General features: G+C 60.8%; 21 protein-coding genes. 2 read left to right on the top strand and 19 right to left on the bottom strand.

Features of this window, described 5'->3' with window-relative positions:
- Window positions 1-4: 4 nt before the first annotated feature.
- The 18 genes from LCQ44_RS08770 to pyrR all read right to left on the bottom strand — a co-directional run bounded on the left by LCQ44_RS08770 (window position 5) and on the right by pyrR (window position 17,999).
- On the bottom strand, window positions 5-1,108 hold the full coding sequence (locus LCQ44_RS08770; protein WP_171021457.1) for a DnaJ domain-containing protein: 1,104 nt from the start codon (window positions 1,106-1,108) through the stop codon (window positions 5-7).
- A 58-nt stretch (window positions 1,109-1,166) separates the two neighbouring features.
- Window positions 1,167-2,399, bottom strand: coding sequence for a radical SAM family heme chaperone HemW (gene hemW / locus LCQ44_RS08775; RefSeq protein ID WP_225093632.1), 1,233 nt, complete (start codon window positions 2,397-2,399; stop codon window positions 1,167-1,169).
- Between the two features lie 2 nt (window positions 2,400-2,401).
- Window positions 2,402-3,445, bottom strand: a complete 1,044-nt coding sequence (gene dusB / locus LCQ44_RS08780) for a tRNA dihydrouridine synthase DusB (RefSeq protein WP_138374182.1) — start codon at window positions 3,443-3,445, stop codon at window positions 2,402-2,404.
- Window positions 3,446-3,449: 4 nt separating this feature from the next.
- The gene (lepA, locus tag LCQ44_RS08785; protein ID WP_225093633.1) at window positions 3,450-5,261 is read right to left on the bottom strand and encodes a translation elongation factor 4; all 1,812 of its coding nucleotides are present in this window, start codon (window positions 5,259-5,261) and stop codon (window positions 3,450-3,452) included.
- Between the two features lie 96 nt (window positions 5,262-5,357).
- A complete protein-coding gene (gene rpsT, locus LCQ44_RS08790) occupies window positions 5,358-5,624 on the bottom strand; it encodes a 30S ribosomal protein S20 (protein WP_022094714.1) in 267 nt (88 codons plus the stop codon).
- A gap of 133 nt (window positions 5,625-5,757) precedes the next feature.
- Window positions 5,758-6,720, bottom strand: a complete 963-nt coding sequence (gene holA / locus LCQ44_RS08795) for a DNA polymerase III subunit delta (protein WP_225093634.1) — start codon at window positions 6,718-6,720, stop codon at window positions 5,758-5,760.
- 78 nt (window positions 6,721-6,798) lie between these two features.
- The gene (locus LCQ44_RS08800) at window positions 6,799-9,102 is read right to left on the bottom strand and encodes a DNA internalization-related competence protein ComEC/Rec2 (protein WP_225093635.1); all 2,304 of its coding nucleotides are present in this window, start codon (window positions 9,100-9,102) and stop codon (window positions 6,799-6,801) included.
- Window positions 9,099-9,812 (bottom strand): helix-hairpin-helix domain-containing protein, encoded by a 714-nt coding sequence (locus tag LCQ44_RS08805; RefSeq protein WP_225093636.1) that lies wholly within the window; start codon window positions 9,810-9,812, stop codon window positions 9,099-9,101. The genes LCQ44_RS08800 and LCQ44_RS08805 overlap by 4 nt, the downstream gene beginning before the upstream one ends.
- Before the next feature lie 213 nt (window positions 9,813-10,025).
- Window positions 10,026-11,270, bottom strand: a complete 1,245-nt coding sequence (thiI, locus tag LCQ44_RS08810) for a tRNA uracil 4-sulfurtransferase ThiI (protein WP_006235944.1) — start codon at window positions 11,268-11,270, stop codon at window positions 10,026-10,028.
- Entirely contained in the window at window positions 11,271-11,552 is a 282-nt protein-coding gene (locus tag LCQ44_RS08815) for a DNA-directed RNA polymerase subunit omega (RefSeq protein WP_035138532.1), read from the bottom strand. It abuts the gene before it with no gap.
- Window positions 11,553-11,557: 5 nt separating this feature from the next.
- Window positions 11,558-12,127, bottom strand: coding sequence for a guanylate kinase (gmk, locus tag LCQ44_RS08820; RefSeq protein ID WP_006236131.1), 570 nt, complete (start codon window positions 12,125-12,127; stop codon window positions 11,558-11,560).
- The gene (gene mihF, locus LCQ44_RS08825; protein WP_006236130.1) at window positions 12,128-12,436 is read right to left on the bottom strand and encodes an integration host factor, actinobacterial type; all 309 of its coding nucleotides are present in this window, start codon (window positions 12,434-12,436) and stop codon (window positions 12,128-12,130) included.
- A gap of 239 nt (window positions 12,437-12,675) precedes the next feature.
- Window positions 12,676-13,392 carry an orotidine-5'-phosphate decarboxylase gene (gene pyrF / locus LCQ44_RS08830; RefSeq protein WP_225093637.1) on the bottom strand — a complete coding sequence of 239 codons (717 nt, stop codon included), beginning with the start codon at window positions 13,390-13,392 and terminating at the stop codon, window positions 12,676-12,678.
- Window positions 13,386-14,294: a dihydroorotate dehydrogenase gene (locus LCQ44_RS08835; RefSeq protein ID WP_192924107.1), complete on the bottom strand. Its 909-nt coding sequence runs from the start codon at window positions 14,292-14,294 to the stop codon at window positions 13,386-13,388. Before LCQ44_RS08835 ends, pyrF begins: the two co-directional genes overlap by 7 nt.
- A 14-nt stretch (window positions 14,295-14,308) precedes the next feature.
- Entirely contained in the window at window positions 14,309-15,076 is a 768-nt protein-coding gene (locus tag LCQ44_RS08840) for a dihydroorotate dehydrogenase electron transfer subunit (protein ID WP_225094250.1), read from the bottom strand.
- 116 nt (window positions 15,077-15,192) lie between these two features.
- The gene (locus LCQ44_RS08845) at window positions 15,193-16,482 is read right to left on the bottom strand and encodes a dihydroorotase (protein WP_225093638.1); all 1,290 of its coding nucleotides are present in this window, start codon (window positions 16,480-16,482) and stop codon (window positions 15,193-15,195) included.
- On the bottom strand, window positions 16,466-17,410 hold the full coding sequence (locus LCQ44_RS08850; RefSeq protein WP_225093639.1) for an aspartate carbamoyltransferase catalytic subunit: 945 nt from the start codon (window positions 17,408-17,410) through the stop codon (window positions 16,466-16,468). Before LCQ44_RS08850 ends, LCQ44_RS08845 begins: the two co-directional genes overlap by 17 nt.
- A gap of 4 nt (window positions 17,411-17,414) precedes the next feature.
- Complete coding sequence (gene pyrR, locus LCQ44_RS08855) at window positions 17,415-17,999, bottom strand: bifunctional pyr operon transcriptional regulator/uracil phosphoribosyltransferase PyrR (RefSeq protein WP_006236123.1); 585 nt, start codon at window positions 17,997-17,999, stop codon at window positions 17,415-17,417.
- 451 nt (window positions 18,000-18,450) lie between these two features.
- Between pyrR and rpmB the strand changes: the two genes are divergently transcribed.
- Window positions 18,451-18,639, top strand: a complete 189-nt coding sequence (gene rpmB, locus LCQ44_RS08860) for a 50S ribosomal protein L28 (protein ID WP_022094725.1) — start codon at window positions 18,451-18,453, stop codon at window positions 18,637-18,639.
- 196 nt (window positions 18,640-18,835) lie between these two features.
- Here the strand turns inward: rpmB and LCQ44_RS08865 are convergent, their stop codons facing one another.
- A complete protein-coding gene (locus tag LCQ44_RS08865; protein WP_225093640.1) occupies window positions 18,836-19,627 on the bottom strand; it encodes a transposase in 792 nt (263 codons plus the stop codon).
- A 335-nt stretch (window positions 19,628-19,962) separates the two neighbouring features.
- Between LCQ44_RS08865 and adhE the strand changes: the two genes are divergently transcribed.
- Window positions 19,963-22,611, top strand: a complete 2,649-nt coding sequence (adhE, locus tag LCQ44_RS08870) for a bifunctional acetaldehyde-CoA/alcohol dehydrogenase (RefSeq protein WP_117716641.1) — start codon at window positions 19,963-19,965, stop codon at window positions 22,609-22,611.
- Window positions 22,612-22,673: the final 62 nt, after the last annotated feature.

Here is a 22,673-nt window from a genome sequence, read left to right on the forward strand (position 1 = left end):
GATGTTATTGCATTGCGTAGGGCGAAAGCATGGCACGTTGCGAGCAGCTCGCAAACCAAACCGACACGAGCGCAAACATAAATCCGTTGGCAAAACCGTTGGCAAACTGCATCGCGCCGCGCTTCCACCACAGCAGGCTGCGGTGCAGCACGCCGTCCGAGAGCACCATGAACAGGCCCATGGCAAACGGAATAAAGCACATCACGGCAAAGGCCGAGAACACGCCCGAGATGGCCGATAGCACCAAAAACGGCGCCACGATGCCCATCAGGTAAAAACCGGTACGGGCCTTGCCTTCCAGGCGCTCGGCCTCAACATGGGCCCGACCGACCAGATCACCGCCAGAGGCGCCGTTGGTGCCGGCGTGACCCATGCCGCCAATACGGACCTCGTCGCCATCGTGCGTGCCGGCGGGAAACTCAATCGTCTGCTCGGAGGTCACACGGGTTCGCCCGCTGCCGCCGCAATCGGGACAGGGGTCGGCGACGACCTTACCGGAGCCACCGCACTCAGGGCAGACAGACTGGAACGTGCCGGCACCAAACAGAAAGGACAGGTCGACATCGATGTGGCCGCGACCGCCGCAGCTCGGACAGGTATGTGCATGCTCGGACGAAACAGAGCCCGAACCGCCGCAGTGACCACAGGTATCGAAGCGCGTATAGCGGACGGTCTTGCGGGCACCGCCCTTGGCCTCCTTGGCGTCGAGCTTAATATCGACGACCACGTTGGCGCCGTTCTCGGGATTATAGGCAGCCTGCCCGCGACGCGGCTGACCCCAGGCGCCACCAAAGGGAAAGCCGCCCTCAAAGGGATTGCCGTAGCCCGCGCTGCCGGCGTAACCGCCGCCATAGGGCGAAGCCGTGGGAGCGCCGGCAAAGGGATTGCCCGAGCGCATGGCGTCGTAGCGCGCACGCTTCTGCTCGTCCGAAAGCACAGCATAGGCCTCGGAAACCTCTTTGAACTTTTCCTCGGCATCCGGTTCTTTGTTGACGTCCGGATGGAGCTTGCGGGCCTTTTGCTGGAAGGCTTTCTGTATATCACGCGAGGTGGCGTCCTTGGAGACACCCAAAATCTCGTAGTAATCTTTTTCGTTCATCGTCGCCATGCGCGGCAACCTCCTGCTCACAGCAGCGTATATATTGCGGTAATTCTACCCGAGCGGCCTAGGCTAGACCCCAAAACAGCTCGAACAGCACATTTCCATCGAGCCAGCCCAAGTGAGTGGGCGCTAAACGAGCACGGACGCGACCTGCGATAACGTCTTTCGAGGTGACGCGCCCCGCATGTCCTTCAATATGATCGGGCACCCAGGTGGCAAGGCCCAACTCGACCGCACGGTCGCAGGCCGCCGCCAACTCATCTGCAGCGATCACGCTTGCCGAGCGAACCAACAGATCGGGCCCAATGCCACGCGTCATGCGACAGGCAAGCATCAAATCCTCGGCCGCCGCCTCGCGCTGCGACAGATACTCGGCATCAAACGTCGTCGCGGCATCGTCGCGTTGCACCAAGCGCACGCGATACGCATCGCCGCGAGCAAGCACGTCGGGAAACAGCCCGGCCAAGCGATCGAAATCCTCGGCGTCGAGCATACCGGCGGCAGAGCGGCCCAAACCCAGATAGCCCTGTCCGGTCCAATAGGCAATGTTGTGGGCGCACTCATGGCCGTCGAGCGCGTAGCTTGCCACCTCATACGGGTGATAGCCGGCCGCACTCAGGCGCTCACGCGCCGCATCCATGCATGCAGCCTGAAAATCCTCGTCGGGCTCGAGCGACTCGTCGCGACACGCCACGCGATAGAGCGGCGTGCCCTCCTCGAGCGTGAGCGGGTACACCGACACATGATGCGGCGCCGCCGCCAACACGCCATCGAGTGTGCGCTGCCAGCTTAGGTCGGTCTGCCCGGGAAGGCCGCACATCAGGTCGCACGACACGACAAGCCCAGCGTCCTTGACCGTCGTGATGGCAGCGAGCGCCCGATCGGCATCGTGAATGCGGCCGATGGCGGTAAGTTCGACGTTATCGAGCGTTTGCACGCCCAGAGAGACGCGCGTGACACCCACCCCGGCAAGCGCAGTGGCAAGCTCTGCGGTCAGCGATTCGGGATTGGCCTCGCAGGTAAACTCAACAGGCTTGCACCACGCAGAGATACGCCGGGCAAATTCTACCAAACGCTCCCCCGCCAGCGACGGCGTGCCGCCGCCAACATAGACGGTGCGGATCTGTGCAAGCGCGCCTGCGTCGCCAAAAGCATCGAGGCGCGCATACAACTGCTCAAAATAGGTATCGAGCGCAACGCTCATGTTGCACGGAGCAAAACTGCGTGAGTCAAAGTCACAGTACCGGCATTTTTGGGCGCAAAACGGCACATGCACGTACAGCGCGGTAACGGCCACCGTTAGGCCTCCAACGGATGAGCGGGCACCGACTCGCCGGCGGCAAGTGCGGCCTCACAGGCCACCACATCGTGCTCGATATCATCGACCAGTGCCATGAACTCCTCGTATGTGGAGCAACGCACCACCTGAGCGCGCCAGGCGGCAGCATGGGGCATGCCCTTTAGATACCAGCTTGCGTACGTGCGGGCACGCGACATGAGCGGCAACAGCTCGTGCGTGAGCGTCAGGTGCTCGCGCAGGGCATCCAGGCGCTCAACCGAGGAGCGAGAAGGAACCGGCGTGCCATCGAGTGCAAGGGCTCGGGCATCGCCGAACACCCATGGATTGCCGTAGATGCCGCGCGCGATAAACACCGCGCTGGCACCCGAGCTTTGCAGATGCTCAGCAGCGTCCTCTGCCGAGAACACATCGCCCGAACCGATAACGGGAATCTCGACGGCGTCGGCCACCTCATCGACGACCGACCAATCGGCCTGGCCCGTATAGAGCTGCGTGGCGCAGCGACCATGTACCGCCACCGCGGCGGCCCCTGCTCCCTCAAGCATCTGGGCAAACGTCGCGGCGTTGCGGTCTTCGGCGTAAAAGCCCTTACGGATTTTTACGGTCACGGGCACATGCGCCGCGCCCACCGCCGCCTCGACGATCTGCTCGGCCAGATCGGGAGTGCGCATAAGCGCCGAGCCCTCGCCCTTGGTGACGACCTTGCGAGCCGGGCAGGCCATGTTGATATCGATCAGCGACAGGCGATCGCCCACACGCTCCTCGACGGCAGCAACAGCGCTCGCAAACTGATCGGGCTTGGAGCCAAAGAGCTGCACGCAGATCTGCTGCTCCTCATCGGCCGGCAGTACCAGGCGCCACGTCTTATTGCTGGCATAGGCAAGGCCCGCCACGCTCACCATCTCGCTATAGGCAAGATGGGCACCGCGACGGCGGCACATGATGCGATAGGCGGGATCGGTCACGCCCGCCATGGGAGCCATAAGGAACGGTTGCTCGGCATAGGCGCCAAGCAACCGCTTGCTGTATTCAGAAAGTGCCATGGACCTACTCGGCCACCTTGAGAATCGCCATAAAGGCCTCCTGCGGAACCTCGACCGAGCCGATGGCCTTCATGCGCTTTTTGCCCTCTTTCTGCTTCTCGAGCAGCTTGCGCTTTCGCGAGATATCGCCGCCATAACACTTGGCCAGCACGTCCTTGCGGCGCGCTTTGACGGTAGAGCGGGCAATGATCTTGTTGCCGATGGCGCCCTGGATAGGCACCTCGAACAGCTGGCGCGGAATGATTTCCTTGAGCTTGTCGCACAGACCGCGGGCCAGGCCATAAGCCTTATCCTTGTGCACGATAAACGACAGCGCGTCCACCTCGTCGCCCGAAAGCAGGATGTCGAGCTTGACGAGCTCGGAGGGGCGATATTCGTTGAACTCGTAGTCGAGCGAGGCGTAACCCTTGGTGCGGCTCTTGAGCTGGTCAAAAAAGTCCAGAATGAGCTCGGCAAGCGGCATGTCGAAACGCATCTCGACCGATTTGCTCGTGAGATGGATCATGTCGGTTGTAATGCCGCGATGCTCGATAGCGAGCTGCATGACGGCACCCGTATACTCGGGCGGACAGATAATCTTGGCCTTGAGGTAGGGCTCCTCGATGCGCTCGATGCGCGTAGCCTCGGGCAGATCCTGCGGGCTGCGAACATCAATCATCTCGCCGTCGGTCTTGTAGACGTGATAGTCCACCGAAGGGCTCGTGGCAATCAGGTCCAGGTTGAACTCGCGCTCCAGGCGCTCCTTGACGACCTCCATATGCAGCAGGCCCAAGAAGCCAACGCGGAAACCAAAGCCGAGCGCCACCGAAGTCTCGGGCTCCCACACCAACGACGGGTCGTTGACATGCAGCTTATCGAGCGCGTCACGCAGGTTCTCGTAGTCCTTGTTATCGATCGGGAACAGGCCCGTATAGACCATGGGCTTAGCCTCGCGGTAACCGGGAAGCGGCTCGGGGCAGGGGTTCGACGCCCAGGTAAGGGTGTCGCCCACGCGAACGGCCTCGGGGTCCTTCAGGCCCGTGACCACGTATCCGACCTCGCCGACCGTCAGCGCGTCGACCGGCGTCTCGGCGGGACGCTTGACGCCCACGCCATCGACCAAAAAGTCGCCCTTTGCCTGCATCATGCGCAAGGTATCGCCCTTTTTGATGGAGCCGTCAAAGATGCGCACCGTGGCGACGACGCCACGATACTCGTCGAAGTATGAATCCAGAATGAGTGCCTTGAGCGGCGCATTCGCATCGCCCTTGGGCGGAGAGATCAGAAAGACAATGGACTCCAGCAGATCGTGGATGCCCTCGCCGGTCTTGCCCGAGACACACACGGCATCATCGGCAGGGATCGCCAGGTCATCCTCGATCTCGGTCTTAACCTCGTCGGGATGAGCCGAGGGCAGGTCGATCTTGTTGATGGCCGGCACAATGTCCAGATTGGCGTTCATGGCAAGCGTCGCGTTGGAGACGGTCTGTGCCTCGACGCCCTGTGTGGCGTCGACAACGAGCACCGCGCCCTCACAGGCTGCCAGCGAGCGCGAGACCTCATAGGTAAAGTCCACGTGGCCCGGCGTATCGATCAGATTGAACTGATACGTCTCGCCATCGTCGGCGTCATAGGACACGCGAACGGCATTGGACTTGATCGTGATGCCGCGCTCGCGCTCGATATCCATGGTGTCGAGCAGCTGCGACTCCATGTCGCGCTCGTCGACGGTATGGGTGAGCTCGAGAATGCGGTCACTGATCGTGGACTTGCCATGGTCGATGTGAGCAACAATCGAGAAGTTGCGGATGTGGGAAATGTCAATTGAAGTATTCATGCGGACTATCTTACCCGAGCGGTACAAAAAATGGAGCCTGTTCCATAAAACAGGCTCCATTTATGCGCGTAATCTGTGTGGTGTGAAATTTACAACTTAAGCGTTGATGCTGTTCACGAGCTTGGCAAGACCGGACTTGCGGTTGGAAGCCTGGTTCTTGTGGATAACATGCTTGGCGGCAGCCATGTCGAGACGCTTGGTGACGGTCTTGAGGGCAGCCTGGGCCTTCTCGGCGTCGCCCTCGGCGACGGCGGACTGGACGTGCTTGGTCAGCGTCTTGAGCTCGGACTTGACAGCCTTGTTACGCATGCGAGCTGCCTCATTGGTGCGGATACGCTTCTTCTGAGACTTGATGTTTGCCACTTCTGGAGTTCCTTTCGAGTTCCTTGCAAAAAATGTATGACACCTCTGAGACACGGTGAGGTCATGCAAGCGCCTACTATAGCACGCTCCCCCTCAAAGGGATAGAACGAATTTGTCAAATAGGCAGGTATCATCACGATTTTCTCAAGATGTTCGTAATCCAGAGCAAAAGCGCGGCCTCAGAATCGGCCGAACCCTTGAGCGCGAGCTCTACATCGACCGCCCCCTCGAGCGCCGCGACGAGCTCTGCCATCGAAAAGCGACGTGCCCAGGTCAAGTGATTCTTGACCTGCCAGGACTGGAGCTTGAGCGTTGCGGCCAGCTCACGACCCTGTCCGCGCGCATCGAGCGCCTTGGCGACGATAAGCTCGCGGATGCGGCCGCACAGCAACGTGTAAGTCCACACGTAGCTCTTGGCGGGCAATAGATTGAAAAGCTCGAGCGAGCGTCGCATGTCACGTGCCGAGACCGCATTGAGAAAGTCCCAGGGTTGGACCTCTGCCGTACGTACAATCCAGCGCTCAACGTCGGCAAGCTCAATCTGGGGCGCCTCGACCATCTGGGCAAGCTTAGCCAAGTCGTTATCGAGCATGCGGGTGTTCTCGCCCGAGCGCGAAACGAGCTCTTCGGCGGCCGCCGTCGAGATCGACTTGCCGTGCTGCGTCGCCATCTGCTGCACGCGGCGCGGTAGCTCCCAGCGCTTGGTACCGGAGCAATCGATCACCGCCTTCTTGTCGATCTTGGCGATCGCCTTATACAGGCGCGTGTTCTTGGCAAGCGAGTCGGCGATGATGAGACAAACCGTCGTGGGGCTGGGACTCGCCAGATAGTCGACAAGCGGCTCGGAGATCGCTTTGGCGAGTTTTGAGCAGCCGTCAAGGATTACCAGGCGAAACTCGCTGCCCATGGGAAAGGCGTTGAGCGATCCGATAATCGACTCGATATCGGGGTCTTTGGTCATATCGCGCTCGTCGAGGTTGAACTCGACCATACCCGACTTTTCCAGACGCGCTTTCATACGCGAGACGGCGTGATCGCGCTTGACGCCGTCGGTACCGACGATCAGATATGCCGGCAACAGACTGGTTTCGGACATTGCGCTCCCCTCCCGCAGGCCTTCGTATTCGTTCCGTGCCATTCTAGCCCAGGGGCCCACCACACGCCAACGACGTCGTCACGGTCGCTGGCATCGCATCGCAAAGCCATTCGCAGTTGGCGTGACGGTAATGTCGCCGTGTTCGATAGTGCACGCGAACACACCGCCCGCTTCCTTAACGGCATCGATGCAGGCATCGGACGGATGGCCGTATCGATTCCCCTCGCCCGCACTCGCAAGGGAAAGCTCAGGCTTCAAGACGTCCAGCAACTCACCATCGACTGAAACCTTAGAGCCGTGATGCCCAAGTTTAAGTACATCGATTTCCCCCACCTCCTGCACGAATTCCCGTTCTTGGTCGAGCTCGGCATCACCGGTGAGGAGCATACGCAGGCCCCTGCCTTCCTGAACATAGGAGAGCAGCAGGACAAGCGAGTCCTCATTTCCCTCGCCATCCACGGACTCGAATGGCCACATCACGCGGGCGCAAAATGAGCCGATATCGACCGTATCCCCACGGCGCACCTGCCGATACTCAACGCCAGGTCGGTTCAATACCTCGGCAGGAGCATCCTCCAGCGCATCCGCCGCCACGGCAATCGTTCCAACCGAAAACTGTTCGAGCACGGCAGGCAGACCACCCCAGTGGTCCTCATCCCAATGCGTCACAAAGACGGCATCGATATGGTGCACGTTATTGCGAACCAACGCCGCCACCATGCGCTCGTCGAGCCCGCAGTCGACGAGTGCTACTGCGCCGCCCTGGCGGATAAGAATCGCATCGGCCTGGCCCACATCGAGCACCGTCACCGAAGGCGGAGCGAATCGATCCCAGTAGACGTACGGAATCGCAGCCAGGAGTACCAAGCATGCAAGCCCCACCGCCATAGGACGTGCACGGGGACGCGGCCACCAGACCAGCAGAACCGCCAGCAAACACGGCACTAGGTAAATCCACATGCTATCGGGCGGCAAACTCACGGATGCACCCGGCACGGCGGCAAACAGCTGCTCGAAGAACAGTGCGCAACGGGCGGCAATCATGGGCACAATGAGCGCCCAAGTCCGCAAAGGTGCCACGAGCGAAAAGGGAACCAGCACAATCGACACAGCAAGCAGTACGCTCACCACCGGACCGATGACCGCATTTGCCAGCGGAGCAATGAGCGATAACGTACCAAAGGCGGGAATGGTAATGGGAAGTGTCGCCAATTGCGAGCACAGCGTGGCGGAAAGCATGCTGGCGACGCCCGATGGCACACCCAGCTCACCCAAAGCGTAGGTCGCATAGGGGCAAAAGCACAGAATGGCTAAGACGCTGGCACATGAAAGCTGAAAGCCCATCTCGAACAGCACCGTCGGCCGCAGTAGCACAAAGATGGACATGGTTACGAAGAGTGCCGATTCGCCGTGCCGGCGACGCCCCGCGCCGTTTACGACAAGCGTCGCGAACACCATGCAGCACGCGCGCACGGCCGAAGGAGACGCGCCCGTAAAGGCAGCGTAGCCAACAAGCGATATCGCCAATATCGCCCGCTGAAGACCACGTGAGCACCGAGTCTTTTGCAATGCGCCCTCGATTACAAACCCCACGATAGCCAAATGGCTGCCCGAGACGGCGATAAGATGCGCCGTCCCCGTCACCGAAAACCAATCGCCCGCCGGCTGGGCGCGCAGCTCGGCCGAACGACCGCAGGCGACACCGGCTATGAGCGCACGCGCCGGGTCGGTCGCAGGCGCAATGGACGCAAGCAGCCCATTTCGCAGCCGAAGCAGCGGCCCCGGAGAGCCCTCATCGACCGGCACAATCCGAACGGCTTGAACCTTGCGTACCTCGCCTCGGAGCGCGCGCGATCGTCCAAACGCATCGTTCTCAAAACGTGAAACGCGACCGATAACACGCACGTGCGCCCCGACCTTGAGCTCGCGGTCACACGATAGGCGAACCGCTGCCAAGTTCTTACCGTCCGCGCGTGCCTCGCAGGTATAGGAATACACGTCGTCGTTTATGGATGGATCACCCTGCACGACAAACTCGAGGCTGCTTGCCGCTCGACCGTCGAGCGCCTTCGAGGCGCCTAGCGTGCCCACAGCCCACCACGCCGAGACGACCGCTCCCGCCACGAGACCGACGGACGCGGCATACAGCCACCGCTTCAAAGGGGCAAGCCGCGCACAAGATTGAGCCAGCACAACGAAGACCGCCGCCGCAACGGGAATGGCCCATAGCGGCCCGACCGCCGGCACCCGCTCCCTCAGCAGCGCATCAGCGGCCACGTTAAGCACCAAAGCGCAGCTCACGCACATGCCGGCACACAGGGCCATCGTCCACGGCATCAAGGGCCGCGGAGGCATCACATGCTCGCGCTCGGTCGCACTCATACGCAGATGCAATCTTTGATTTTGGCAAGCTTCTTCTCGCCGATTCCCGACACACGCATCAGATCGTCAACCGAGGCAAAAGCACCGTTCTTTGTACGCTCATCGATAATCGACTGTGCCATGGAGGGACCGATGCCCGAGAGCGTCTGCAGCTCTGCCGTGCTTGCCGTATTGATGTTGACTAGGCCCGTTGCGCCACTCACGCCCAATGATGCGGAAGCCCCACCATCAACACCGGCTTCCGCAATGGACGCCTGCTGCTCCCCTACCGTTGGAACGTGGATTTTTTGTCCATCAGTGACCTTAGATGCCCGATTGAGCCCCGTAACGTCTGCCTCGGGCGCCAGCCCGCCGGCGGCATCAATCGCCTGAGCCACCCGCGCGCCGTCCTTGAGGCGATATACACCGGGCGACACAACGGCGCCATCGACATCGACATAGACCTCTGCCGTGGCAGAAGCCTTAGTCGAAGAACCTTCGGATGTCTTTCCGCTCGAGGCATCACCGGATCCCGGCTCCATCAACGAGCCCGTACCGTCAGTGCGCTCAAACGACACACCGCCGGCACCGCCGCCAAGGTTCGCCATCGCCAAGCCGCTCGCCATCGCAATGACGACCAGTATCGCCATCACCACTGCCTTATGACCGAGCAGCTTGTCCGCCAAGCGGTCCATCCGTTTGACCCGTTCGTGTTGTTCGCGCTGCGCCATAGCAAAACCTCCCAACACCATCGTGTCAGGAAAGGAGCCCTGCAACAGCCACGCTCCAAAACCGGTTTTAGCGGTCAAACCAAAAACCGACCAAAACCTTGCACAAATCTGTCCATTTATTCAGGCACACGTCAGCAAATGAACACTTAGCCGCAAAATGCCCAGATAGCAAAAGGCCGACGATGCAGGCGCATCGTCGGTCTATGCACAAAATTACTCGTGATCTTGGTAAATCTCACGCGGAGCAAGCTCCGAATGTTTGCGTTTTAAGGTCTTAGGGGCCTTATACGTATTGCTCTCGAAGTCGATATACTCGGTCTGCTTGAGCAGGCGCTCGATCATCTCCTCGTGATCGAACAACTCCCAGGCCTCATGCACGGCATCGAGTTTGGCGTGCGTCTCGGGACGGCGCGGCATAAACAGCGTGCAGCAGTCGGGAGCGGCCTCAGTCGAGATATCAAACGTACCGATCTCCTCGGCGCGCGCGATGATCTCCTGCTTGTCCGAACCGATGAGAGGACGGAACACGGGGATCTTCACGGCCTCGTTGACGGCCATGATATTCTCAAGCGTTTGGGAGGCAACCTGCCCAAGCGATTCGCCCGTCACGATGGCCTTGGCGCCCTCGATGTGCGCAATGCGCTCGGCAACCGAATACATAATGCGGCGATACATGATCACGCGCAGGTTGCTGGGACAGGTGACCGAAATCTCACGCTGGCAGTCACCAAACGGCACCACGTACAGGCGGCCGATCTGGACACCCGGCTCAAGCGCACGGATGATGTCCTGCACCAAATACTCGCTCGTATCGGGCGTCTGCGGACGACCGGAGAAATGTACCGGCACGCACACCGCGCCGCGACGCGCGAGCATCCAGGTCGCCACCGGAGAATCGATACCCGACGACAGCAGCGTCACGACCTTGCCGGCAGAACCAACCGGCAGACCGCCCACGCCGCGCTCGGAGCGCGCGTACACATAAACGCTACCCTGGACCACCAGTACGTGCACCATCGCATCGGGGTCGTGCATTTGAACCTTTTTATCGGGGAAGGCCTCACACAGCACCTCGCCCACCTGACGATTGATGTCAATCGAGGTGAGCTCATAGTCGGTATTGGAGCGCTTGGCGTGCACCTTAAACGAATCGAAGGAACCAAACTCGCGCAGCGCCTTCACGGCGGCGGCACAGTACTCCTGAGGGTCGCGATTGGTGTGATACGCCAAAGACACGCGAGCAACGCCGGGAACGGTGCGAATGACACGCGCCGCCTCGTCGGCCTGATGCTCGTTAAAGGTCACGAGGATATAACCGGAAATTCGAGACACGGCATTCACGGAAAAGGCGGCCAAGGCCGCCTTGATGTTATCCATGAGGATATGCTCAAAATGTGCGCGGTTCTTACCCTTCAGTCCAACCTCGTGATAGTGGACCAGGCAGACGCGAGCCGCCATTTAGGCTTCAGCAACCTTGTGGCCGAGCGCCTTCTCGTAACGGGCCTCGTCGTAAGAGATGTCGCCGTCGACAATCTCGTCCATAGCCATCGAGATGGTATCGGCACCGGAAAGCCCGATGGTGATGTCATCGACATCCTGGACGGCAAGCACGCGATTGTGCTGGCCACGCAGCATGCTATTGATGTCGCAGGCGCGCTTGGAGGCAAGCGAAGCGAGCAGGAAGCGGTTGTGATCGGTCTTCTCCAGAAGATCGTCAATGCAAGGCTTTACAACGGACACGGACCTCAGATCCTTTCATGCATATCGAGAACGCGAACGAGCTCATCGGTCGCGCGGTCGAGATCGTCATTCACCACGACGTCGTCGTAGCGGTCGGCAAGGGCAAGCTCATCGGCGGCGTTTGCCATACGCAGCTCAATCGTCTCGGGCGTCTCGGTACCGCGACCGACTAGACGCTCGCGAAGCACCTCGAGCGAAGGTGGCTTGATAAAGATCAGCACGGCCTCGGGGAAACGCTCCTTCACCTGCAGGGCGCCCTGGACATCGATCTCCAAAATCAGAGATGCGCCAGAGGCGAGCTTGGATGTGACCTCGCTCACCAACGTGCCGTAGCAGTTACCGTGAACCTCGGCCCACTCAACAAACTCACCGTTTGCCACGCGGCGGTCGAACTCCTCGCGCGTCAGAAAAAAGTAGTTGACGCCGTCGACCTCACCTTTGCGTGGTGCTCGCGTGGTAGCCGAAACCGTCAGGCCCAGGTTCGAGCGGCGCTCGCGCACACGAGTGACGAGCGTACCCTTGCCTGCTCCTGACGGTCCAGAAATCACAAAGAGCTTGGAATCCTGAGCGCTCACTTATTTGGTCAGCTGCTCGAGGAGCTGCTCGCGCTGACGGACGCCGAGGCCCTGGACGCGACGGGTAGCGGAGATACCGAGCTCCTCCATGATCTTGGCGGCCTTGGCCTTGCCATAACCAGGGAGAGACTCGATGAGGGTGGAAACCTTCATGCGGGAAGCGATGGGGTCATCGGAGTTGAGCACGGACTCGAGGGACTTCTCGCCCTTCTTGATCTGCTCGCGAAGCTCAGCGCGGGCGTGACGTGCGGCAGCAGCCTTCTCAAGAGCCTGCTTGCGCTGCTCATCGGTAAGCTGAGGGAGTGCCATTCGTACCTCCAAATAGTTGGGTTATATCTGATTCAATAATTGGCATTTTAGCACGTAGAACGTACAAAATGCCCAATCGCGGCTCCATAGGTTAGACGATACCCGCAAAAAGTGCAATATACTGCGCCCAAAGTTAAGCCCCTGACCTGCGATTCCACACAAAGGATGGGAAAGTTTACGCAGGTACAGGGGCTATTTTGTGCTAATGAGACCCAAAAGTGGTGACTTAGGGGAATCTTTTACGCGACGTTTTCGACCAGCTCGGCGACAATGGCGTCAAAGGTGGCAACCGGATCGTCGGCGCCGGTGATGGGTCGGCCCACCACAATGTGGCTTGCGCCACGCTCGATAGCCTGGGAAGGCGTCGCCACGCGGGACTGGTCGCCTAAGGCGGCACCCACCGGACGCACACCCGGAGTCACGATCAGGGCATCGGGACCCAGCAGCTCACGCATGTCGTGAGCCTCCATCGGCGAGCACACGATGCCATCGATGCCGTTGGCCTGAGCGAGCTTTGCCAGGCGGGCGGCCTCCTCGGCCACGGGCGACTCGACGCCAATCTCGCTCAAGGCATCCTGATTCATGCTCGTGAGCACGGTGATGGCGACGAGCTTGGCGCGGTCCTCGCGCGCCTCCTCGGCACCCTCGCGGCAGGCAGCGAGCATGGCGCCCGAACCCAAGCCGTGAACCGAGAGCAGGTCGGCACCGGCAAGCGAGGCCGAACGGGCGGCACCGCGAACCTGATGCGGAATATCATGGAACTTAAGGTCAAGGAAGACCTTAAAGCCCAGGTCCTTAAAGGTCTTGACGATCTCGGGGCCCTCAGCGTAATAGAGCGTCATGCCAACCTTGAGCCAGGCGGCATGGCCCGAAAGCTCGTGGGCAAGCTCGAGCGCACGCTCACGGTCGCAGTCGAGGGCGACGATTACGCGGTCGCGGGCATCGGTCTCTAGCATTCGAAAGCACCTACCAGTTCGTTGATGTCCTTTACGCCCTGGGACTCGGCCCAGGCCTCGAGCTCATGCGCGATCTTGAGCGAAGCGCACGGATCGACGAAGTTGGCCATACCGACCGACACGCAGGTGGCGCCGGCCAGGATAAACTCGGCCGCATCTTCTCCGGTCATGACACCGCCGACACCGTTGATGGGGATATCGACGGCCTGGGCAACCTCCCAGACCATGCGCACGGCGATGTGGTGGCACAGCGGGCCCGAAAGGCCGCCCTTGGGCTTGGCCACGCGGGACTTGCGGGTATGGACGTCGATGGCCATGCCCTGGATAGAGTTGATGACTGAAAGGCCGTCGGCACCGGCAGCCTCGAGGGCCCTGGCGATCTCGGCGACGTTGACCGGCGCCATCTTCACGAACAGCGGCTTATCGGTCACCTTACGGCAGGCAGCCATAACGGAAGAGGCGCCCTCGGGCGTGGAGCCCATGGCGGCACCGCCGGCGGCGATATTAGGGCAGCTCACGTTGATCTCGTAGCCGGCAGCCCAGGGACACAGCTCGACATACATCTCGAGCGCGCGGACAAACTCCTCGACGGAGTGACCGGCGACCTGGCAGATGACCTGGCAACCGTCCTTGGAGAGCTGCTCGAGCCACGGACCGGACTCGCGAGCAAAGGCAGCCACACCAGGGTTCTGAAGGCCCACGGAGTTGATCATGCCGCCCGGGATCTCGGCCATGCGGGGCGCGGGGTTGCCGGGCCAGGGCTCGGCAGCGCAACCCTTGGTGGTGATGGCGCCCAGCTGGGAAACATCAAAGAAGTTCTGGAACTGCCAACCGTAGCCAAAGGTACCGGCTGCGGTGTTGATGGGGTTCTGCATCTTGACGCCGCCGAAATCGACGGCCATGTTCACGGTACCCACTAGAAGACCACCACCTTGGAAGCATCGAACACGGGGCCGCACATGCAAGCACCCTTCATACCGTCGACCGTCTCGACATTGCAGGTGTTGCAGGCGCCAAAGCCACAGCTCATCATGCGCTCGAGCGACACCTCGCAGTAGGCACCGGCCTCGGCGGCAGCGGCGGCGACCTTCTTCATCATGACGGCGGGACCGCAGCTGGCGACATAGTCGTAGCCGCCCTCGCCGAGCAGCTCGGCGGCAGGATCGGTGCAAAAACCGTGCGTGCCGAGCGAACCGTCGTCAGTGCAAACGTTGACCGTGTCGCACAGAGCGCGGAACTCATCGATGCCCACGGCCTTGGACGCGGTGCCAAAGCCCAGGCACACGTCGACGGCCACACCCTGCTCGGCAAGCATGCCGGCGAGGCACAGCACGGGCGGAACGCCGATGCCGCCGGCGACGAGCAGGGCCTTCCTGGTGCCCTCGGGTACCATCCAGCCACGGCCACCGGGGCCCAGCAGGTTAGAGGTGGAGCCGGGGGCCATCTGCGACAGACGACGGGTGTCGTCACCCACGACGGCGTACCACAGCTCGACGGTACCGGCCTGGGCGTCGGCGCGATAGAAGCTCAGGGGCACGCGAAGCAGCGAGGACGCATCGCCGGGCACGGCAATGTTCACAAACTGACCGGGCTTGAGCGCACTTGCAAGCTTGGGGGCCGAGATGACGAGCGAGAAGATGCCGTCGGCGATCTCCTGGTTCGAGACGACCTCGAAGTCGTGCATGCGTGCAGTGGAAGGTGTGGGCATAGACGCTCCAATCCCCCATGCGATTGCATGGTCAAAACGAACAGAAAGCGCGGCACCGCAAGGGCACCGCGCACAAAAGCGATAAGGCTATGCTAGCAGATGCAGCCGTCGGCGAGCGTCTGCTTACCGCCGACAAACACATCGGTGGCACGACCGGTAAGCGTGCGGCCGGCAAAACCGGAGTTCTCGGCGCGCGACTCGTAACCGTCCTCGCCGACCGTCCAGGTGGCAGAGGGGTCGAACACGGTCAGGTCGGCAACGGAGCCCGCCTTGACCTGAACCTGGTCGAGGCCCAGGATCTCACGCGGCTTGATGGCCATGAGCTCGACCATACGGCCCACGCTCATCTTGCCCGTGTTGACCAGCTCGGTGAGCACGAGCGACAGCGAGGTCTCGAGACCGATCATGCCAAAGGGCGCAAGCTCGAACTCGCGGGCCTTCTCCCACGGGGTGTGGGGAGCGTGATCGGTGACGATAACGTCGACGGTGCCGTCGATGACGCCCTGACGGATGGCCTCGGCATCCTCCTCGGTACGCAGCGGCGGATTGACCTTGAGCGAGGTGTTGTAGGTCTCGTCCAGGTCGTTCTCGGTCAGGAACATGTGATGCGGGGTGGCCTCGCAGGTAACCTGAACGCCAGCGGCCTTACCGGCACGCACGATCTCCAGGCCATGGGCGGTGGAGATGTGCTGGATGTGCAGCTTGGCACCGGTCAGCTTGGCGATCTCGATGTCGCGGGCGATCTGGAGCTCCTCGCCGGCAGCCGGCCAGCCCTCGAGAGCCAGGCGGGTCGAGACCTTGCCCTCATTGATCTGGCCGTGGCCGACCAGGTCCTCGTCCTGGCAGTGGCTCATAAAGACCTTGCCGAACATCTTGCCGTAGTCCATGCAGCGACGGAGCATGCCTGCGCCCTGCACGCCGCGACCGTCGTCGGTGAAGGCGACGGCGCCGTGGGCGACCATATCGCCCATTTCGGACATGGCCTCGCCCTTAAGACCGCGGGTCATGGCGCCCGACGGATAGACGCGGCAGTGGCCGACCTCGGCAGCGCGGGACTTGACAAACTCAACGACGGTACCGTTGTCGGTAACGGGGTCGGTGTTGGGCATGGCGCACACGCCGGTAAAGCCGCCCTTGGCAGCTGCGCGGGTGCCGCTCTCAATGTCCTCTTTGACCTCGTAGCCGGGCTCGCGCAGGTGGACGTGCATGTCCACCAGGCCGGGGACGAGGTACTTGCCGGAAAGGTCGCGGACCTCGGCTCCCTCGACGGCGAGATTCTCGCCGACCTCGGCGATCTTATCGCCGTCAATCAGGACGTCAACGACACCGTCAAGCTCGACGGACGGGTCGACGACGTGGGCATTCTTAAGAAGCAAGGCCATTATCGGCACCTCCAAGCAGCAGATACAGGATAGCCATACGCACGCAGATACCGGCGTAGACCTGCTCCAGGATGACGGAGCGTTGCGGGTGGTCGGCCATATAGGAGTCGAACTCGACGCCGCGGTTGATGGGGCCCGGGTGGCAGATAATCGCATCGGGCTTCATGAGCTTCTCGCGGTCCTTGGTCAGACCGAAGAGCTTGTGGTACTCACGAATGGTCGGGAACGGGGCACCCTCGAGGCGCTCCTGCTGCACGCGCAGCATGTAGACGACGTCCAGCTCGGGCAGGACGGAATCGAGGTCGCTCGTCACGTGGTCGCAGCCCAGGACCTCGGGCGCCGGCGGCAGCAGCGTGCCGGGGGCGACGGCGTAGGTCTCGCAGCCCATGATCTTAAGGGCGGGGATCAGCGAACCGCAAACACGGGAGTGCGCGATATCGCCGACGATGGCGACCTTCAGACCGTGGAAGTCGCCCTTGTGCTCCCAGATGGTGTACAGGTCGAGCAGGGCCTGCGTGGGATGGTTGTGCTTGCCGTCGCCGGCGCAGATGACGCTCGCGGGCGAGTTCTGCGTGACGATGTAGGGAGCACCGGCGTGCTTATCTCGCACGACGATGCAGTCGATCTTATAGGCGTTAAGGGTCTCGACGGTGTCGACGAGGCTCTCGCCCTTGACCGTGGAGGTCGAGGAGCCGCCAAAGTTGAGGCTGTCGGCCGAAAGACGCTTCTCGGCGAGCTCGAAGGAGCTGCGGGTGCGCGTCGAGGGCTCGTTGAACATGTTGACGATGGTCTTGCCCTTGAGCGTGGGGACCTTCTTGATCGCACGCTCGTTGACCTCGGAGAACGCCTTGGCGGTCTCGAGGATGAGCTTGATGTCCTCTTCGGAGTACTCGGTAATGTCGATCAGGTGCTTATGGTTGAACGCCACGGTACTACTCACCTCCCAGCGGCGCGGAGCCCACGTGGGAACCCGGCGCGACGTCGTTAATCTCGACAGCGGTGTGGCCGTCGACTTCCTTCATATATAGGTGCACGTTCTCCTCATGCGACGAGGGAACGTTCTTGCCGACAAAGTCCGGCGAGATGGGGAGCTCGCGGTGGCCGCGGTCAACGAGGACTGCCAGCTCGATGCGGCTCGGACGGCCCAGGTCCATGACGGCGTCGAGAGCGGCGCGAATGGTACGGCCCGTATACAGGATGTCGTCCACCAGCACGACGCGCTTGCCGTCGACGCTAAAGGGAATGTTGGTGGCGTGGATCGCGGGAGCGAAATTGGTAGCGTAGTCATCGCGGTAGAAGCTGATGTCGAGGCTGCCGAGCGGAACGTCGACGCCCTCGATCTCCTTGATCTCCTCGGCGAGCTTCTTTGCCAGAAGGTCGCCGCGCGTGACGATGCCGACCAGAGCGAGGTCTTCACAGCCCTCGTTGCGCTCGAGAATCTCGTGCGCGATGCGGGTCATCGCTCGATTGACGGCGGTCTCGTCCATGATGACCGCCTTGGGGGAAGTCGTGCCCATCGATCTCCTTCCTCACATGTCTTGACTGCTGACACAGTCAAAAAAATAGATGCCCGACCGCTCAAAGCGGACCAGACACCCACAGGAAGGGCTGCTCTTTGGCAGCTATGTAATTCCATGTGGGTATCTCGTACCCCTTTAATGGTCAAGGGATAGTGTAGCCAACCTCGAGCTTAATTGCGAGCATAAATACAGGGCAATCCGTAAACGGAGCCCAATGCTCAATAAACCTATATATATTTGTGGGACGAGCTTGAAAACGTACGCACGAGCTGGCATAATCCCCTCTGCTGCACGCAAATCGGATCTACGTCCAGGGCCGTGGCGTGAGCACTATCGCCAAAAGAGAAATATCTCTGTGTAGATTACGCACAGGGAACTGCTTCTGTGCTATAGTTCAGGCTTGTTTGTTAACGCGACATGTTCGTTTGTCGCCCAAGGAGGGTCAGTTATGTCCAAAGTTTGCGAAGTTTGCGGTAAGCACCCCGTTGCCGGTCGCTCCATCAGCCACTCTCACCGCGTCACCAACCGTAAGTTCCGCCCCAACATCCAGCGCGTCTACGTTGTCGTCGATGGTCACCGTCGCAAGATGAACGTTTGCTCCACCTGCCTCAAGTCCGGCAAGGTTGCGCGCTCCTAAATAAGGTCTTACCAACAAGTACCTCGGACTCTCCGGGTCAAAGACCTCGCGTTCACATAGAACTTACCAAAGGCGCCCTCCCCTACGGAGGGCGCCTTTTTGCACTCATTGGGGACAGACTTACATGAGTGTTTTCACGCATTGGGGACAGACATGACGCATGCCAGCGGCACACCGACTGGCTCCGGCCCCTATCTCACGCTGCATCCTTCCAGCCTGCAGTAGCCTTGGTCACGCTTGTGGCGCCAATACCGGTGATACGGGCAATTTGCTTGACCGTGAGATGTGCCCGCCTGAGCCTCAGCAGGCAGGCATCGCGTTCGGGGCGTGGCAGGGCCTTGAGCAGCGCAGGATCTATGCTCGGCAGGACTTCGCGCGCAACGGAAAGAGCCTCCTCATCGGGGATCCTCCGGCGCGGAAGAACCTCCACTGACCAGATGCGCCCGCCAACTTTCTTGAGATGCTCGCAATAGCGACGGGAGCCTCCGACAACATCGAGCATAGGGGCCGCATCACAGATGTCAAAGGGATCATAGCCCAGCTGATATGCCTTATAGCTTGACCAGCGGTACGCCTCGAGCGAGTCAAGCGCACCCTTCACGGGATTGAGATGAATATAGTCGAGCAGCTGCACCGCCTGCGTGTCCGACTCAACCGCGACCCGCGAATAGCGATTGTCAAACAGATGTCCCGTTCTCCCCGTTTTCCCATTGAAATACTTAGCATATGCCGTCAGCGCGCACTGCATTGCCTTTGAAAGGTTGTCAAATGGGTCATCAACCATCAAATGGAAGTGGTTGTCCATAAGGCACCAAGCCAACACCGCCACGTCATGGCGCGCAAACCTGTCCGAGATATCCGATAAGAAACGATAACGGTCGGAGTCATCTTCAAAAATAATCTGTTTGGAGTTGCCGCGGTCAAAGACGTGGTAATAGCCGGTGATCGAAACGGGGCGGGCGCATCGGGGCATAATCTCTCCTTTCAAAGCTGTACAGGCAACACCTAAAAGGAGAGAAGAAACGCAAAATGCTGAGCCTGTAACCTATTTATATCCAATGAGTGGCAACAACAGGCCCAGAACGGCAAAATGACAAATCGATGTCTGTCCCAAATGAGTGAAAGCACTCATGTAAGCCCGTCCCCAATGAGTGGGGCGATGCCCAATAAGCGAGGGGATGCAGCAGGCGGATTGTTTAGTTAAAACGTTTCAGTTTATTGAAGCGTTTTAGTGTGCCTTTTAGAGGAATCTGACCGTTCGCCGAATAATTTCTTGCTATCATGCAAGTCGTAGGGTAAATCTCCGATCGCAAGGAGACACAAATGGTGAAAAAGTCACCGGAAAACACTACTCCCGCAATTGTGGACAACGTAGAGGCGCTTGAGGCTAAGCTCGCTCAGATGCGAGAGGCCCAGGCGCTTTTTGCTACGTACACGCAGGAGCAGGTCGACAAGATCTTCTATGAGGCCGCCATGGCCGCCAACAAGGCTCGTATCCCGTTGGCGAAAATGGCCATCGAGGAGACCGGCCGCGGCGTTCTTGAGGACAAGGTCATCAAGAACCACTACGCCGCAGAGTACATCTACAACGCTTACAAGAACACCAAGACCTGTGGTGTCCTGGAGCGCGACGAGGCTTACGGCATCACCAAGATCGCCGAGCCCATCGGCATCGTGGGCGCCGTCATCCCGACGACCAACCCCACCTCCACCGCAATCTTCAAGACGCTGATCAGCCTGAAGACCCGCAACGCCATCATCATCTCCCCGCACCCGGCTGCCGCCAAGTGCACCATCGCCGCCGCCAAGCTCGTGCTTGACGCCGCCGTCAAGGCTGGTGCCCCCGAGGGCATCATCGGCTGGGTCGATGTCCCCTCCATCGAGCTGACCAACATGGTCATGCGCGACGTCGACATCATCCTCGCCACCGGTGGCCCGGGCATGGTCAAGGCCGCCTACTCCTCGGGCAAGCCCGCCCTGGGCGTTGGCGCCGGTAACACCCCGGTCGTCATCGACGACACCGCCGACGTTCTGCTCGCAGTCAACTCCATCATCCACTCCAAGACCTTCGACAACGGCATGATCTGCGCTTCCGAGCAGTCCGTGACCGTCATCGACACCATCTACGACCAGGTCAAGGCCGAGTTCCAGAAGCGCGGCTGCTACTTCGTCAAGCAGGGTGCCGAGATGGAGGCCCTGCGTGCCGCCATGTTCAAGAACGGCGCCCTCGATCACCGCATCCCCGGCATGGCTGCCGCCAAGATCGCCGAGCTCGCCGGCATCGAGGTTCCCGCCAAGACTAAGATCCTGATCGCCGAGGTCACCTCCACCGACCCCGCCAAGGAGGAGTTCTCCCACGAGAAGCTCTCCCCGGTCCTGGCCATGTACCACGCCAAGGACTTCCAGGAGGCCGTCGACAAGGCCGAGCACCTGGTGCTCGCCGGTGGCCCGGGCCACACCGCCTCTCTGTACGTGCACCCCGCCCAGGCCGAGAAGATCAGCCTGTTCGAGCACGTCATGAAGGCCTGCCGCATCGTCATCAACACCCCGTCCTCGCACGGTGGCATCGGTGACCTGTACAACTTTGGCATGAAGCCGTCTCTGACCCTGGGCTGCGGCTCCTGGGGCGGCAACTCCGTCTCCGAGAACGTTGGGGTGAAGCACTTGATCAACGTTAAGACTGTGGCCGAGCGCCGTGAGAACATGCTGTGGTTCCGCGCTCCCGAGAAGGTCTACTTCAAGAAGGGTTCCACGCCCGTCGCCCTCGACGAGCTGGGCAACGTCATGGGCAAGAAGCGCGCCTTCATCGTTACCGACCAGTTCCTCTTCAAGAATGGCAACACCCGCGCCATCGAGGCCAAGCTCGACGAGATGGGCATCGCCCACGACTGCTTCTACGACGTCGAGCCCGATCCGTCGCTGCAGTGCGCACGTCGCGGCGCCAAGCAGATGGCTCTCTTTGAGCCGGACGTCATCATCGCCGTCGGCGGTGGCTCAGCTATGGACGCCGGCAAGATCATGTGGATGATGTACGAGCACCCCGAGTGCAAGTTTGAGGACATGGCCATGGACTTCATGGACATCCGCAAGCGTATCTTCACCTTCCCCGAGATGGGCAAGAAGGCCTACTTCGTCGCCGTCCCGACCTCCTCGGGTACCGGCTCCGAGTGCACGCCGTTCGCCATCATCACCGACAAGGAGACCGGCATCAAGTGGCCGCTCGCCGACTACGCGCTGCTCCCCAACATGGCTATCGTCGACGCCGACAACTGCATGACCGCCCCGCGCGGCCTGACCGCTGCCTCCGGCATCGACGTCATGACCCACGCCATCGAGTCCTACGTCTCCATCATGGCTTCCGACTACACCAAGGGCCTCTCCGAGCGCGCTGCCAAGCTCGTCTTTGAGAACCTGCCCTCCAGCTTCACGAACGGCGCCAAGGACCCGCACGCCCGCGAGGAGATGCACAACGCCTCCTGCATGGCCGGTATGGCCTTCGCCAACGCCTTCCTGGGCCTCAACCACTCCATGGCTCACAAGCTCGGCGCTTTCCATCACCTGCCCCACGGCATCGCTAACGCCGTCATCCTGACCCGCGTCATGCGCTACAACGCCGCCGAGGCTCCCGTCAAGATGGGTACCTTCTCCCAGTATCCTTACCCCAACGCGCTGCACAACTACGCCGAGATGGCCAAGTACTGCGGTATCGAGGGCAAGGACGACAAGGAGGTCTTCGAGAACTTCATCACGAAGCTCGAGGAGCTCAAGGACTTCATCGGTGTCAAGAAGACCATCGCCGACTACGGTGTTGACGAGCAGTACTTCCTCGACACCCTCGACGAGATGACCGAGCAGGCATTCAACGACCAGTGCACCGGCGCTAACCCGCGCTACCCGCTCATGAGCGAGATCAAGGAGCTCTACCTGGACGCCTACTACGGCCGCGAGCCCCAGGACTACGCCGTCTGCTAGTTTTTTAGCACGGTTTTTTGCGGCGGGGGTGCACGGGTGTTTCACACACCCCCGCCGTCGCT

Origin of the sequence: Collinsella aerofaciens, assembly GCF_020181355.1 — a bacterium.
Classification (GTDB): domain Bacteria; phylum Actinomycetota; class Coriobacteriia; order Coriobacteriales; family Coriobacteriaceae; genus Collinsella.